This window comes from Microbacterium sp. Z12_35 (genome assembly GCF_058310475.1).
Genome location: NZ_JBZEGJ010000001.1, coordinates 2,597,294 through 2,610,828, shown reverse-complemented (window position 1 = coordinate 2,610,828; position 13,535 = coordinate 2,597,294). Strand labels below are relative to the sequence as shown.

General features: G+C 70.5%; 13 protein-coding genes. 10 read left to right on the top strand and 3 right to left on the bottom strand.

Features of this window, described 5'->3' with window-relative positions:
• Nucleotides 1-239: 239 nt before the first annotated feature.
• From AC4FS1_RS12590 to AC4FS1_RS12555, 8 genes are all read left to right on the top strand, one after another.
• A complete protein-coding gene (locus AC4FS1_RS12590; protein WP_491155494.1) occupies nt 240-626 on the top strand; it encodes a prepilin-type N-terminal cleavage/methylation domain-containing protein in 387 nt (128 codons plus the stop codon).
• Nucleotides 627-711: 85 nt separating this feature from the next.
• The gene (locus AC4FS1_RS12585; RefSeq protein ID WP_491155493.1) at nt 712-1,140 is read left to right on the top strand and encodes a type IV pilus modification PilV family protein; all 429 of its coding nucleotides are present in this window, start codon (nt 712-714) and stop codon (nt 1,138-1,140) included.
• Entirely contained in the window at nt 1,137-1,781 is a 645-nt protein-coding gene (locus tag AC4FS1_RS12580; RefSeq protein WP_491155491.1) for a PulJ/GspJ family protein, read from the top strand. Before AC4FS1_RS12585 ends, AC4FS1_RS12580 begins: the two co-directional genes overlap by 4 nt.
• Nucleotides 1,778-3,388 (top strand): hypothetical protein, encoded by a 1,611-nt coding sequence (locus tag AC4FS1_RS12575; protein WP_491155489.1) that lies wholly within the window; start codon nt 1,778-1,780, stop codon nt 3,386-3,388. Before AC4FS1_RS12580 ends, AC4FS1_RS12575 begins: the two co-directional genes overlap by 4 nt.
• Complete coding sequence (locus tag AC4FS1_RS12570; RefSeq protein WP_491155487.1) at nt 3,385-4,287, top strand: prepilin peptidase; 903 nt, start codon at nt 3,385-3,387, stop codon at nt 4,285-4,287. The genes AC4FS1_RS12575 and AC4FS1_RS12570 overlap by 4 nt, the downstream gene beginning before the upstream one ends.
• 13 nt (nt 4,288-4,300) lie before the next feature.
• Nucleotides 4,301-5,389 (top strand): pilus assembly protein PilM, encoded by a 1,089-nt coding sequence (gene pilM, locus AC4FS1_RS12565; RefSeq protein ID WP_491155485.1) that lies wholly within the window; start codon nt 4,301-4,303, stop codon nt 5,387-5,389.
• Nucleotides 5,386-6,030 (top strand): hypothetical protein, encoded by a 645-nt coding sequence (locus AC4FS1_RS12560; protein WP_491155484.1) that lies wholly within the window; start codon nt 5,386-5,388, stop codon nt 6,028-6,030. The genes pilM and AC4FS1_RS12560 overlap by 4 nt, the downstream gene beginning before the upstream one ends.
• Nucleotides 6,031-6,033: 3 nt before the next feature.
• On the top strand, nt 6,034-6,708 hold the full coding sequence (locus AC4FS1_RS12555; RefSeq protein ID WP_491155482.1) for a hypothetical protein: 675 nt from the start codon (nt 6,034-6,036) through the stop codon (nt 6,706-6,708).
• A gap of 19 nt (nt 6,709-6,727) precedes the next feature.
• Here AC4FS1_RS12555 and AC4FS1_RS12550 read toward each other — a convergent pair whose 3' ends face one another.
• From AC4FS1_RS12550 to AC4FS1_RS12540, 3 genes are read right to left on the bottom strand one after another with little or no spacing between them, the layout of a single operon-like run.
• Complete coding sequence (locus AC4FS1_RS12550) at nt 6,728-7,957, bottom strand: type II secretion system F family protein (protein WP_491155480.1); 1,230 nt, start codon at nt 7,955-7,957, stop codon at nt 6,728-6,730.
• 1 nt (nt 7,958) lies between these two features.
• A complete protein-coding gene (locus AC4FS1_RS12545) occupies nt 7,959-9,239 on the bottom strand; it encodes a type IV pilus twitching motility protein PilT (RefSeq protein ID WP_491155479.1) in 1,281 nt (426 codons plus the stop codon).
• Nucleotides 9,226-10,890, bottom strand: a complete 1,665-nt coding sequence (locus AC4FS1_RS12540; RefSeq protein WP_491155477.1) for a GspE/PulE family protein — start codon at nt 10,888-10,890, stop codon at nt 9,226-9,228. Before AC4FS1_RS12540 ends, AC4FS1_RS12545 begins: the two co-directional genes overlap by 14 nt.
• Before the next feature lie 285 nt (nt 10,891-11,175).
• On the opposite strand from AC4FS1_RS12540, the gene AC4FS1_RS12535 reads away from it, so the two are divergent.
• The gene (locus AC4FS1_RS12535; protein WP_491155475.1) at nt 11,176-11,973 is read left to right on the top strand and encodes a response regulator transcription factor; all 798 of its coding nucleotides are present in this window, start codon (nt 11,176-11,178) and stop codon (nt 11,971-11,973) included.
• Between the two features lie 110 nt (nt 11,974-12,083).
• Nucleotides 12,084-13,502, top strand: a complete 1,419-nt coding sequence (locus AC4FS1_RS12530; protein ID WP_491155474.1) for an MFS transporter — start codon at nt 12,084-12,086, stop codon at nt 13,500-13,502.
• The last annotated feature ends 33 nt before the right edge of the window (nt 13,503-13,535 follow it).

Genomic DNA, 13,535 nt, shown 5'->3' with positions numbered 1-13,535 from the left:
CGACGAGGGGTTGAGCCGCGATGACTCAAGGTTACCGGGCAGCGCCGAGGCCTGTCAAATGAACTTGATATGGATCGGCTCAACTTCGCGGCCGAGCCGCGAGACCATCGGACCTGAGGGAACGCTGAGGAACGACTGACCGGGGGGTAACGGTGACCTGAGGTGCAGCCGTCATGGTGGGAAGCGTGGGAGACCCACCTCTCGCACCCCGAATTTCATCCCCAGCATCGGAGACCCCCATGAAGAACTACCTCGACGCCCTCAAGCGTCGCAAAGAGGAGACCGGCGAGTCCGGCTTCTCGCTCATCGAGCTCATCGTCGTCGTCGTGATCCTCGGCATCCTCGCCGCCATCGCGGTGCCCGTGTTCATGGGCCTGCAGGGACAGGCCCAAGACAGCGCCGACCAGACGCTGGCCGCCAACGGCGCAAGTCAGGCGGCCGCTGAATTCGCGCGCGACACCGAGCCGTCAGCGACCTCCCTCGCGAACCTCAACACCGATGACGTCACCCTGAGCATCGCCGTCGGCCCGAGTGGCACAGGCACGACGCTTTCCATCGAGAACTTCTGCGTGACCGCCACCCGCACCGGCGACCCCACGCCTCAAACCTCCGGGCCTGGCTGCTAACTAAGCCCCCTCCCCCGGCCGGGCCGACGTCCCCAGCGTCGGCCCGGCCGTTCCTCATCCCCCCTCCCCCCGAAGGACGCAGCGCATGCGCGGCGAACACCGTGTTCACGACCTCGACGACGGCATCGGCCTCGTCGAGGTCGTGATCGCGATGCTGCTGTTCGCCGTGATCGCCATGGCGATCCTGCCGCTGGCCCTGCAGGCGACGAAGCTGAGCGCGGGTAACCGTGACGCCGTCGCCGCCGATGCCTTCGCCTCCGGTGAGCTCGCCGCCGTCCGGGCGCTTTTCCCCGATGAGTCCGCGAACTCGTGCACCGAGGTGCGGGGCACAGCACGCACCGCTTTCCCCGATCCCGCCGGCTCGGGCCTCGTCGCCGACCTCTCCCCGGCCGCGTGCCCGGCGGCCTACCCCGCAGCGCTCACCGTCACCGTCGTCGTGCGCGACCCCGGAGCATCCGACCCCGCGGCGGCCGTGGTCACCATGGCGACCAAGATCGTGGTGACCGCGCCGTGACCGCCCCCTCCGGGCCGGCCGGCGCCGACGCCGGCCTCACCCTCATCGAGCTGCTCATCACCGTCTTCGTGAGCGCCGTGCTGCTCGGGCTCGTCGCGACGATCTTCGTGACCACTCTGCAGGCGAACGCCGCCACGCGCGATCGCGACCTCGCCACGGGCCGGCTCCAGGCGATCAGCACGTCGCTCACCACGAGCGTGCGCAACGCCTCCGCGGTCTCGGTGACGGCGACGGTGGGCGGCGGCACCGTCGTCCGCGCGCGCGTGGCCACCGGGGGCTCGGGCTGGGAATGCCGGGCCTGGGCCGTGGTCGATCTCGAGACATGGGATGCGGCCGGCCGCCGCGCCGGCGCGGACGGGCGGTTCGAGGTGCGCGCCCGCACCTACCCCGGTCTGAGCGCCACGGCGGCCGTACCCGCCCCCACCGCGACGTGGGGCGCGTTGGCCGAGCATGCCCAGTCGGCCACCGACTCGGCGGGCTCCCCGCGGCCGTACTTCACGTGGGACGGGAGCCGCCTGTCGTGGAATCTCACGATCGCCGCGGCCGAGCAGCCGCAGCTGAACGAGCGGAGCCTCGCCTCGGTGGCCGGCTCCGCCGTCGCGCGGGCACGCCAGAACGGAGCGCCGATCCGATGCTGGTGAGCCGCCCCCTTCGTCGGGCGTCGGTGGACGATGACCGCGGCGCCGCCCTCATCTCGGTGATCGTGATCGCGCTGGTGCTGGGACTTCTCACCGTCACGCTTTCGGCCGCGGTCGTGAACACAACCCGCAGCGCAGTCGGCGTCCGCGAGAGCCTCCAGGCGCAGGCCGCCGCCGACGCAGGGATGGCCGAGGCCGTCGCCGCAGCCAAGGCGGGCGAGGTGTGCGCGACCGCCGTTCCCGGCGGGTCCCTCCCCGGGAACGGCGGCGGGGCGAACTACACCGCGACCGTCGTGTGCGACGCCGCCCGGACGGCGGCGACACTCACGGCGACGGGCACGGCGTCCGGAGCATCCGCCACCGTCCGCACCGTGTACTCCCTGGTCGCCGAAACCACCGAGATCGTCGACCCTTCCCTCACACCGGTGGGGTTGGTGCTGTACGAGGGGTCGACGATGGGGCAGGTCACGCTCCTGGCCCACGGCGGCAACGAACCCCAGCTCGTGTCGGTGAAGGGCCCCTTCGGCTGCCGCCTCGGCATCCCCGGCAACCTCATCGTCGGCGGCGATGTGACCTCCTCCGACGGATGCCACGTCACCGGCGACATCTACGCCGGAGGCACCGTGACCTTCAACGGTGGCGCCACCACGGTGGCCGGCGACATCATCGCCGCCGGCACGGGCGTCTCCCGCATCAACAGCAGCATCGGCGGCCCGGCCGGCTCACCCCTGTCGACGGTGCGCGTCGGCGGTGCGCTCGATCTTCTGTGGAGCGGCGCACGCATGCACACCGACGTCATCGCCCGTGGAGCGGTCACGATCAACAACCGCGACATCGAGGGCAGGGTGACCCTTCCGACGGGTCAGACGCCATCCATCAACGGCGGGCGTGTCCAGGGCGGCGTCGTCCAGAGCGCCGCGATCCCCGCCGTTCCGCCGCCGACGCTGCCTGGCTGGTTCGACTACACGTACAAATCCTCGGACTGGCCGGGCGCTGCCGTCATCACCCTGCGGAACGCCTCCGACATGAGCACCACGTCGTGCCGGTACTTCAATGAGAACAACGGCACCTTCGCCAACCAGGGGTGGAAAGACCTCGCCAACTACACCGGCACCGTCGTCGTCGACGGTCGCGCGTGCCCTCACCTGACCTCCAACGCCGGCGGCAATCCGTCACCGGTGCTCAAGGCCTCGCACGTCGTGCTCCTGGCCAAGAAGTACAACACCACCGGTCTGACGATGAAGTCGGCCGCCGGGGCGGCGCCGCGGGTGTGGTTCATCACCGAAGACACCGTCGACGACGACAAGCCGAGCTGCCCCCATGGTGCGACGGCGACGAACTTCGACACGAACGGCGCGAACCTCGATGGGGTGCGCTCCCTCATCTACACACCCTGCCGGCTGTCGGTGTCGGGCGGCGGCGTGCTGCTCGGCTCGCTGTACACGAACGGCTTCAACTCCGGCGGCCAGATCACGATCAAAGGCGAACTCATGAACCTTCCCGGGATGCCGGCACCGGACGGCGGCTACGGCGGCGTCCCGGCCGTCGTCGAGACCGGCGACTACGCCCTCGGCGCTGTCGTGTCGCGCCGGGATGTGGGGATGCCGTGACCTCCGCGCCCATCCTCATGTTCGTCGCGGTGCTGGCCGGCGTGCTCGGTCTCGTCATCGGGTCGTTCCTCAACGTCGTGGCGTACCGCGTGCCGGCCGGCGTCTCGCTGCTGCGCGAGAGCCGCTGCCCGGCATGTGACGCTCCGGTGCGCTGGTGGCAGAATCTGCCGCTGCTGTCGTGGCTCGTGCTGCGCGGGCGCTGCGCCTCGTGCGCCACCGCCATCCCCGTGCGCTATCCGCTGGTCGAACTCGCGACCGGCGTCGTCTTCGCCGGGGTGGCCGTGTGGTGGGCCGCGTCGACCGGTCTGCTCGGCGGCACGCCGCCGCCGCCGAACACTGCCGTCGATGTGCTGGGTGCGCTGGCGGAGGCGCAGCCCTTCGCCGGCCCGGTCACCGCACAGCTGGGCGTGCTTGCGGCGTACCTCTGGTTCGCCGCCGCCGGGATCGTCCTCACCGCCATCGACCTCGACACCCGCCGCCTGCCACACGCGATCACCTCCACGACGCTCGTGGTGTGCGCCGGCTTCCTCGCCGTCGCGTGCGTCCTCGGCGCGGACGGCTGGGCGTTCGCCCGTGCCGTGATCGGCGCCGGCGCGCTCCATGCCTTCTATTCGATCCTGCGTCTCGTGCGCCCCGACGGCATGGGCGGGGGCGATGTCCGGCTGGCCGCGGGGGTCGGGCTCATGCTGGCGTGGCTCGGCTGGTGGCCGCTGGTGATCGGCGCGTTCGCCGCGTTCGCGCTCGGCGGCGTGTTCGGCATAGCCCTGCTGATGGGACGTCGGGCCGGCCGGCGCTCGGCCATCCCCTTCGGTCCGTGGATCGTCGCCGGCGCGTGGGTGGGCCTCTTCGCGGGCGAGGTGATCGGGCAGTCGTACGCATCGCTGTACCCGGTGCTGTGAGGGAGGCGAGCTGATGGCGAAGACGCAGGTGGCGGTGGAGATCACCGAGACGAGCGTGCGCGCCGTGGAGGTGACCACGGGGCGCACACCGATGCTCGTGGCCGCGGGCGAGGTGGCGCTTCCGCCCGGAGCGGCGAAGGACTCGGAGATCCTCGATCGTGACGCCGTCGCCGTCGCATTGCAGCGCCTCTGGGCCGACGCGCGGATCTCCAGCCGCGACGTCGTGCTGGGCGTGGGAAACCGCCGCATCCTCGTCCGGGAGCACTCCACGCAGCTGACCAACCCGGTGCAGATCCGGCAGTCGCTGCCCTTCGAGGTGCAAGACCGCCTGCCCGTGCCCGTCGACCAGGCGGTGCTCGACTTCGTGCCCACGAGGCAGGACGAGCGAGGGGTGCACGGGCTGCTCGTGGCCGCCGTCGCCGAGCACATGGAGGAACTCGTCGGGGCGCTCGTCCAGGCGAAACTGCGCGCGACGTCGATCGACCTCGTCGCCTTCGGCTACTCCCGGGCGCTGGCGGCCCTCGCCCCGCCCGGACGGACCGCCCTGTTCCTGGGGATCGGGGAGCACACGACCCACATCGTGATCGCGACCGACGGCATCCCCCGCTTCGTCCGCGTGGTGCCCATCGACATCGTCGCTCCCCCCGTGGATGCTCCGCCCCCGGGGGGCGCGGAGGTCGCCCGGCCCGCGGCGGGCACCGCGGGTGAGAGCATCACGGTCGTCTCGCGGGCCACGCTCCGACGCGAACGCACCGGCGCCGCAGAGCCGCCCGCGCGCGCCGTCGCGCCGGAAGCCGCGGGCGACGAGCCGCTGCATCCCGACGTGCAGGCGGCGCTGATCGACCTCGTCGGCCGACTGAAGGGCACCGTGAGCTTCTACCGCGACCGCCCAGAGTCGGTGCCGATCGACAGCACCTGGGTCGCGGGCGCCCACGCCGCCCACCCGCGCCTCCTCGAGGCCGTGGCACGGGTCATGGGAACCCCGGTCACGCCCGTGACCGCCACCGACCTCGTCGGCCCCGCCGGATCGTTCGCGCTGCCCGCTGCGGCCGGGCCGCGGCTGGCCGGCACCGTATCGCTTCTGCTGGGAGGACTTCGATGAGCCTGCTCACGTCGCGCGCGCCCGTCCTCCCCCTGGGCGCCCTGCCGCGGGTCGATCTGCTTCCTCCCTCCGAGATGCGCCGCCGCGACATGCTGTCCCGGGCGCGCACGTGGGGGTACGTCGGTATCGCCGCCCTCGCGGTCGCTGCCCTCGCCGTGGGCGGCGCGTTCGCCTACAACATGGCGGCATCCCTGCGCCTGGCCGCCGAGCAGGCGCGCACCCAGCACATCCTCAGCGGCATCGCCGAGCTGTCGGACGTCAGCCGGGCGCTGTCCACCCGCCGCGCGCTGGAGTCGATGCGCACGGACTCGATGGCCGGCGATCTCGCGTGGGAGCCGGTGATGGACGTCATCGCCGACCATCTTCCGGCGGGGGTCGTCATCACCGAGTACGCTCTCGACGCGGGGCCGGCGCCCGTGGCGGGCTCCGATCCGGCCACGGGCACGGGAGTCTCGGGAACCGTCACGTTCACCAGCCCCGTAGCGATCGACTTCGCGGCCACGCGACTGCGTTCGGCGCCCGGCATGCGCGCGGCCGACCTGGCCGAACTGACGTCGGCGGACGGCGTCTTCACCTATACGGTGCGGGTCGACCTCGACCAGTCGGCCTACACGGGGGCTTTCGCCCCGGAATCGGAGTGAGCCGTGAACAAGAAGCTGGTCAACCTCATCGGCGCGCTCGCGTCGCTGGCGATCCTCGGCCTGGGGATCGCCGTGTTCGCACTGCCCCTGTTCTCCGCGGCCGGCGCGACCGCCGCATCCGCCGACGACGTCGCCCGACAGAACGCCACTCAGCAGATCGTGCTCGATACCCTCACCGCGCAGTCCGCGGACATGACGGACCTGGATGAGGCGGTCTCCGAGCTGCGCGCCGAGATCCCCGAAGCCGCGCACGTCGACGACGTTCTGCTTCTGGCGGTGCGGGCGGCCGAGGACAACGGGGGCATCGTGACCTCGCTCACCCCGGCCACCGCCGAGGCGTTCGCGCCGCGCGCCGCCGCCACCGATGAGGCTGCGAGTGCCCCCGCGGCGAGCGAGGAGCCGACCACGGCGGAGCCGAGCGCGGCTCCGGAGGAATCCGCCGGCGAATCGGCGACCGGGGGAGATGCCGCGGGCAGTGCGGGCCTGGGTGCCGATGCCCCGCAGCAGATCGCCGTGACGGTGGTCGTCGAGGCCCCGGATGTCTCCGCAGCGACGCGCATCGTCGACGCCCTGCGCGACGGCCCGCGGCTGGTCGCCGTCACGCAGGCGTCGGTGACCACGCCGACCGAGGGCGGCGTGACCCTCACGGTGACGCTCCTGGCCTTCTACCGGCCCTGACGTCCCCGAGGGCTGGGCGCTACTGCTGTCCGAGCTGGTCGTACATGGTGAACATCGGCATGTAGAGGGCGACCACCATGCCGCCGATGAGGATGCCGAGCACCGTCATCATGATCGGCTCCATCATGCTCGTCAGCTGCTCGGACGCCGCATTGACCTCGGTCTCGTAGAAGTCGGCGATGCTCTCGAGCATGTCGGGAAGCGACCCGGATTCCTCCCCGACCGACACCATCTGCGCGACCAGGGGCGGGAAGACGGCCGCTTTGGCCAGGGGGGCGGAGAACGACCGGCCCAGGCGCACGGAGTCGCGCACGCCCTGCAGGGCGTCTTCCACCGCCTTGTTGTTCGCGGCGCGGCCGACGAGGTCGAGCGCCTGCATGAGCGGCACACCCGCCTTCAGCATCATCGACAGGTTCCGCGCGAACCGTGCCACGGCGATCTTGGTCACCAGGGCGCCGAAGATCGGCATCCGGAGGCGGAACGGGTCGACGACACCACGGAAGCGGTCGGTGTTCTTGACCCGCTGGTACCAGAGGCTCCCACCGACGACGAGCACGGCGAGCAGCGGCAGGATCCACGCCATGTTGGCCGACAACGTCACGAGGATCTGCGTCGGAAGGGGCAGTTCGCCGCCCATGCTGGCGAACATCGCCTCGAAGATGGGCACCACGAACGTGATCATCGCGATCACGCCGACGATGGCGATCACCAGCACGATGATCGGGTACGTCATCGCCGACTTGATCTTCTGCTGCAGATCGACGTCGGCCCGGTAGGCCCGCGCGATCGCGTCGAGCGACGCCGCGAGGAATCCGCCGGTCTCGCCGACGCTGACCAGGCTCACCATGAGCGGGGGGAAGACCCGGGGATGCTCGGCCAGAGCGGCCGAGAACGACCGGCCCGACTCGATGTCGACCTGCACGGCTCCCAGCGCCGAGGAGAGCTTCTTGTTCTCGGTCTGGTCGGCGATGATCGCGAGCGCCCGCATGAGGGGAAGGCCGGCGTGGATGAGGCCGGCGAACTGCTTCGCGAACACCGCGAGGTCTTTCGTGGCGACGCGCTTGTCGAACCCGGGAATGGAGATGTCGCGGTTGAGCCCCGACTTCGACATCGGGACGACGCTCAGCGGCGAAAGTCCTTGCGCGCGCAGCTTCGCCACCACGGCGTTTTCGCTCGCCGCCTCGACGGTTCCCTTGGCCTCCGCACCCGCCAGGGTGACGGCCCGCCACTGATATTCCTCGAGCGGCATATCACACGGTCCAGTCGCCGGATGACGCGACCGGCGTCGCAACCGGCTGGGCTGTTCCCGCCGCCAGCCAGGCCTCCGCATCCAGATCGCGCGGCCGCACGCGCACGTCGTCGAGGGCGTGCGCGTCGGTGAGGTAGTGCCGAGCGGTGGATGCGGCCAGGTCGCCGTCGGCGACCAAGCGCTTCAGCGACTGGTCGAGGGTGTGCATCCCGTGGGCGTCGCCGGCCTGCATCGCGTTGTACAGCTGGGCGATCTGGTTCTCGCGGATCAGGTTGGCGACCGCCGGGGTCGAGACGAGCACCTCCGTGGCGATGACCCGGCCGCCGCCCTGCGCCTTCGGCAGCAGCGTCTGGCTGATGACGCCCTGCAGGGTGTCGCCGAGCTGGCTGCGCACCTGATTCTGCTGGTGGGCCGGGAAGGCATCGACGATGCGGTTGATGCTCTTCGCCGCCCCCTGGGTGTGCAACGTCGAGAGCACCAGGTGGCCGGTCTCGGCCGCCGTGAGGGCGGTGGAGATCGACTCGGGGTCGCGGAGCTCGCCGATGAGGATGACGTCGGGGTCCTGCCGCAGCACCCGGCGGAGCGCCTCCGCGAACGACCGGGTGTCCGAGCCCACCTCTCGCTGGTGGATGAGCGATCGCCGGCTGCTGTGCACGAACTCGATGGGGTCTTCCACCGTCACCACGTGCGCGGGAAGCGTCGTGTTGATGATGTCGATCATCGCGGTGAGGGTGGTCGACTTGCCCGAACCGGTCGGTCCGGTCACCAGCACCAGCCCGCGGGGGCGAAGCGCGAGATCGCGGGCGATGTCCGGTGCGCCCAGCTCGTCGAGCGTGAACGCGCGCGAGGCGATGAGCCGGAAGGCCGCGGCGACCTGACCGAGCTGGCGGTAGACGTTGACACGGAACCGCCCCACGCCCGCCACCTGGTACGACAGGTCGACCTCGCCCGACGCGCGGTAGTCCTCGCGGTGGGTCGGACCCATCGTGGCCAGGAGTTCGTCCAGCAGCACCGCCGACGAGAGGGGGTGGGGGAATCCGGCGACCGGCATCAGGTCGCCGTCCAGGCGCTGCAGCGCCGGAGCGTCGGCGGAGAAGTGGATGTCGGATGCCCCGGCATCGGCCGCCGAGCGGAGGATGCCGTCCAGCAGCTGACCCGACGGATCTTCCGGTGGCATGCCGAGACCCATCCCCGCGATCGCCCCGACCGGGGCGAGCCCACCGCCCGCCGACCGCTCCGCCGCCTCCGCGGCCGCCCGCATCCGCATCTCAGACCGTGACACGCAGCACCTCCTCGATCGTGGTGAGTCCTTCGAGCACCTTCGCCCAGCCGTCGGCGCGCAGTGTCGTCATGCCCTGGGCGAGGGCGAGTTCGCGCAGCTCGCTTCCGGTGGCGTTGCGCACCACGAGCGCCTCGAGTTCGTCGGTCATCGCCATGACCTCGTGCACACCCACCCGTCCGCGATATCCGGTGCCCGAGCACGCGGGGCACCCGCCGGCGCGGTACAGCACCGGGGGGTCGCCCGGATCATGCGGCACTCCCAGGCGGACGAGCACGCCGCCGTCTTCGCGGTAGGGCTGCCGGCAGGTCGCGCACAGGCGCCGCGCCAGCCTCTGCGCGACGACGGCTGACAGCGCCGTGGCCACGAGGTAGGGCTCGGCCCCGATCTCGGTCAAGCGCGATATCGCTCCGGGCGCATCGTTGGTGTGCAGGGTGGAGAGCACGAGGTGACCGGTCAGCGCCGCCTCGATCGAGATGATGGCGGTCTCGGTGTCACGGATCTCACCGACGAGGACGATGTCGGGATCGGCGCGGAGAATGCTCCGCAGCGCCGACTGGAACGTCAGCCCCGCCTTCGCGTTCACCTGCACCTGGTTGATGCCGGCCATGCGGTACTCGACGGGATCCTCCACGGTGATCACGTTGACGGTGGCGTTCGCCACTTCCCGCAGCGCCGTGTACAGCGTGGTGGACTTCCCCGATCCGGTCGGCCCGGTCACCAGCACCATTCCGTGGGGGCGCGTGATCGCGCCGCGGAATCGCCCGAGGTTGGCCCGCCCCATCCGCAGATCGCCCAGAGACAGACTCACGCCGGTGTTGTCGAGGATGCGCAGAACAAGCTTCTCGCCCCACACCGTGGGCAGGGTGGCGACCCGCAGGTCGACCTTGCGCCCGTTGTGCGACACCGAGAGGCGTCCGTCCTGCGGGCGACGGCGCTCGGCGATGTCGATGGACGCCATGATCTTCAAGCGCGAGATGACGCCGTCCTGGATGTTGCGGTCGGCCCGCTGCATCTCGTGCAGTACGCCGTCGATGCGGTAGCGCACCGTGAGGTGGGACTCGCCGGGTTCGACGTGGATGTCGCTTGCCCGGTCGTCGATCGCCTGGGTGATGAGCAGATTGACGAAGCGGACGATGGGGGCGTCGCTGTCCTGCCCCTCGATGCTCTCCGCGGCCGCCGTCTGGGTCGCGGCGCTCTCCTGCAGGGTCGCGGAGAGGTCCGACAGCTCTTCGTCCGATCGCACGTAGCGCTGAAAGGCCATCTGCAGGGCATCGGCGGCGACGACCACCGGCTCCACGTGCAGGTCGGTGAGGGTGGCGACATCGTCCAGGGCGATGATGTCGGTCGGGTTGACCATCGCCAGGATGATGCGGTCGCCCCGGCGCTCGACGGGGAGTACCTGGTACTTGCGGCAGAGGCTCCCCGGCACGAGCCCCACCACGGCCGGATCGAGTTGCGCGGTTCCGATGTCGAGGAAGCGATGGCCCGTGTGCCGCGCGATCGCCTCGCTGAGCTGCGCCGGAGTCACGATGCCGCGGGCGACCAGCTGACGCAGGAACTCATCGGTCTCGCCGAGTTCGGTCAGCAGACCGCTGAGATGCGCCGCCCGGGTCGCGCCGGTCAGAACGAGGGTCTGTGCGATACCCCGCATGATCCGATCACCCCCGTCGACGTGCTCCGAGCTGGGGCCGCTCCCGCGTCTTCAGCGTGACGCGAAGACGGGACCACGCTACGTCCCGCCCTTCGCATATGCCCTTCCCGGGGCTGGATGCTGAGCCAATGCTGGTCGTGCTGAGGAAAAACTGAGGAACGAATCAGTGCGAAAGCTATGAGGATTCTGAGAAAGATGGGAATTATGAGAAAGTACTCATAAAGAGTGCTTCGTTCTCATCAACGACGTCCGACCCCCCAGCGCCGCCGAAAGACACTCCCCCGAATGCGCCCGATCGCAGCCCACCCGCTCTCCGACCCCTACGCCCGGTCGGCCGTCGTCGTCGACCCCGACGTCGTCCACGCCGAGCGACTGGCCGGATCGCTCCGACAGCAGGGCTTCACGGTGCACACGGCGCGTGACGGCTTCACGGGACTGGAAGCCGTGCGCCGCTTCCGGCCCGAGCTCACGACGGTCGATGTGAACCTGCCCGGCATCGACGGTTTCGAAACCGTTCGTCGGCTGCGCGCATTCTCGGACGGCTTCGTCCTCATGCTCACCGCGGACGACTCCGAGTCGGCGGTGGTCGAGGGTTTTCGCGCCGGCGCCGACGATTACATCATCAAGCCCTACGGCCCTCACGCGCTCCGGGCGCGCATCGACGCCCTCCTGCGCCGATCGCGGTCGTTCGTGGGCGCCGCCCGCCCCGAGGACGAGTCCGCCTGGCTCGAACAGGGCCCGCTGCGGCTGCATCCCGGTTCGCGACGCGTGGAGGTCGACGGTACCGAGCGGGAGCTCACCCGCTCCGAGTTCGACCTGCTCTTCACGCTCATGCGCGCGAAGGACCAGGTCTTCAGCAAAGCCTCCCTCGCCCTCATGTTGCGTGAGACGAACGGCCTGCTCGGTCAGCACATCACCACCCACGACCGCCACGCGGTCGAGGTGCACATCATGAACCTGCGCCGCAAGCTCGGCGACGACCCGCGTAGTCCGCAGTGGATCGAGACGGTGCGCGGTTTCGGCTACCGCCTGGCGCCCGCCTCGGCGGCAACGCCCGTGCTGCTGCGCGCCACTGCCGGTTGACTCACGCCGGGCGCTGCAACCCACTAATCTGAGCTGGCGGCAGCGGCGCCGCAGCCTCCCCCCCCGGGCCGGCAACCGGACGTTCACTGAAGGGGCCCATCGTGGCAGACATGACCTCTCCCGACGCCCCGAGAACACCGCCGCCGTCGGCGGCGGCTAGCAGCGGCGCCATTGGGACGATGGGGCTCGACCTTCGCTCAGACATCGCGACTCCCCGGCGCACCGTGATGGCCTGGGCCCTGTGGGATTGGGCGACGCAGCCCTTCAACTCCGTCATCCTCACCTTCATCTTCGCCTCCACGCTCTACCTCACCGGGGAGGCATTCCTCCCACCCGACATCGCGGCCCTGCCGGCGGACGACCCGCAGCGCACCGGCGCGCTGGCAGACCTGGCGTCGGGGTACGGGTGGGGAGGCACGGTCGCGGGCCTCCTGATCCTGTTGCTCGCCCCCGTGCTCGGACAGCGCGCGGATGCGTCGGGGTCTCAGAAGCGCTGGCTTGCCGGCGCCACCGGCCTGCTTGTCGCCTGCATGTTCGGGCTCTACTTCGTCCGGCCCGAACCGCAGTTCTTCTGGCTGGGCGTGGGGCTGATCGCGGCGGGAAGCGTGTTCAGCGAGATCGCCGGCGTCAACTACAACGCTCTCCTCATCGGCATCGCGACGCCGAAGAACATCGGCCGGGTGTCGGCCCTCGGGTGGGGGTTCGGGTACATCGGCGGCATCGTGGCGCTCACGCTCGTCGTCATCTTCTACTCCGCCGACTGGTTCGGCATCCCCGCCGATGACGGGCTGCCGTTCCGGCTCATCGCCGTGGGATGCGCGGTGTGGGCGATCGTGTTCTCGGTGCCGCTGTTCTTCACCGTTCCCGAGCCCAGCGCCGGCCGTAAGCGCCCCCGAACCGGGTTCTTCCGCAGCTACGCGATCCTCGTCCGCGACATCATCGCCCTGTACCGCGACCCCGGCACCCGCCCGACGTTCTGGTTCCTGGTCGCCAGCGCGGTCTTCCGCGACGGACTGGGCGGAGTCTTCGCCTACGGCGCGATCATCGCCGGCGCGGTGTTCGGGTTCGGCTTCACGTCGCTGGTGATCTTCGGTATCGCCGCGAACCTGATCGCCGGTATATCGACGCTTCTCGCCGGTCGTCTGGATGACCGGTTCGGCGCCAAGGCCATCATCGTCACGGCGCTGTCCGGGATGATCGTCGCCGGCCTCGCCGTCTTCTTCCTTCGCGATGGCGGCGACATCGTCTTCTGGATCGGCGGACTGATCCTCTGCGCCTTCGTCGGCCCCGCGCAGGCGGCGGCGCGCTCGTTCCTCGCCCGCGTCACCCCGGCCGGGCGTGAGGGCGAGATCTTCGGCCTGTACGCCACGACCGGGCGCGCAGCCAGCTGGATCTCGTCGGCGCTCTGGTCGACGCTCATCGTGCTCACGAGCGTCACCGCCTTCGGCATCCTCGGGATCGTCATCGTGCTCGCGCTCGGGCTGCTGCTGCTGCTCCCGGTTCGCACCGTCGCACGGAAAGCCGGCTGATCAGGCAGGCAGAGCAATCCCACTCGGGGGTGC

What these genes read in the sequence shown, in the direction of transcription:
- pilM (WP_491155485.1), top strand. Translation starts at nt 4,301, where the DNA reads ATGGCGAAGACGCAGGTGGCGGTGGAGATCACCGAGACGAGCGTGCGC.
- AC4FS1_RS12560 (WP_491155484.1), top strand. Translation starts at nt 5,386, where the DNA reads ATGAGCCTGCTCACGTCGCGCGCGCCCGTCCTCCCCCTGGGCGCCCTG.
- AC4FS1_RS12540 (WP_491155477.1), bottom strand. Translation starts at nt 10,890, where the DNA reads ATGCGGGGTATCGCACAGACCCTCGTTCTGACCGGCGCGACCCGGGCG.
- AC4FS1_RS12550 (WP_491155480.1), bottom strand. Translation starts at nt 7,957, where the DNA reads ATGCCGCTCGAGGAATATCAGTGGCGGGCCGTCACCCTGGCGGGTGCG.
- AC4FS1_RS12530 (WP_491155474.1), top strand. Translation starts at nt 12,084, where the DNA reads ATGACCTCTCCCGACGCCCCGAGAACACCGCCGCCGTCGGCGGCGGCT.
- AC4FS1_RS12590 (WP_491155494.1), top strand. Translation starts at nt 240, where the DNA reads ATGAAGAACTACCTCGACGCCCTCAAGCGTCGCAAAGAGGAGACCGGC.
- AC4FS1_RS12535 (WP_491155475.1), top strand. Translation starts at nt 11,176, where the DNA reads ATGCGCCCGATCGCAGCCCACCCGCTCTCCGACCCCTACGCCCGGTCG.
- AC4FS1_RS12585 (WP_491155493.1), top strand. Translation starts at nt 712, where the DNA reads ATGCGCGGCGAACACCGTGTTCACGACCTCGACGACGGCATCGGCCTC.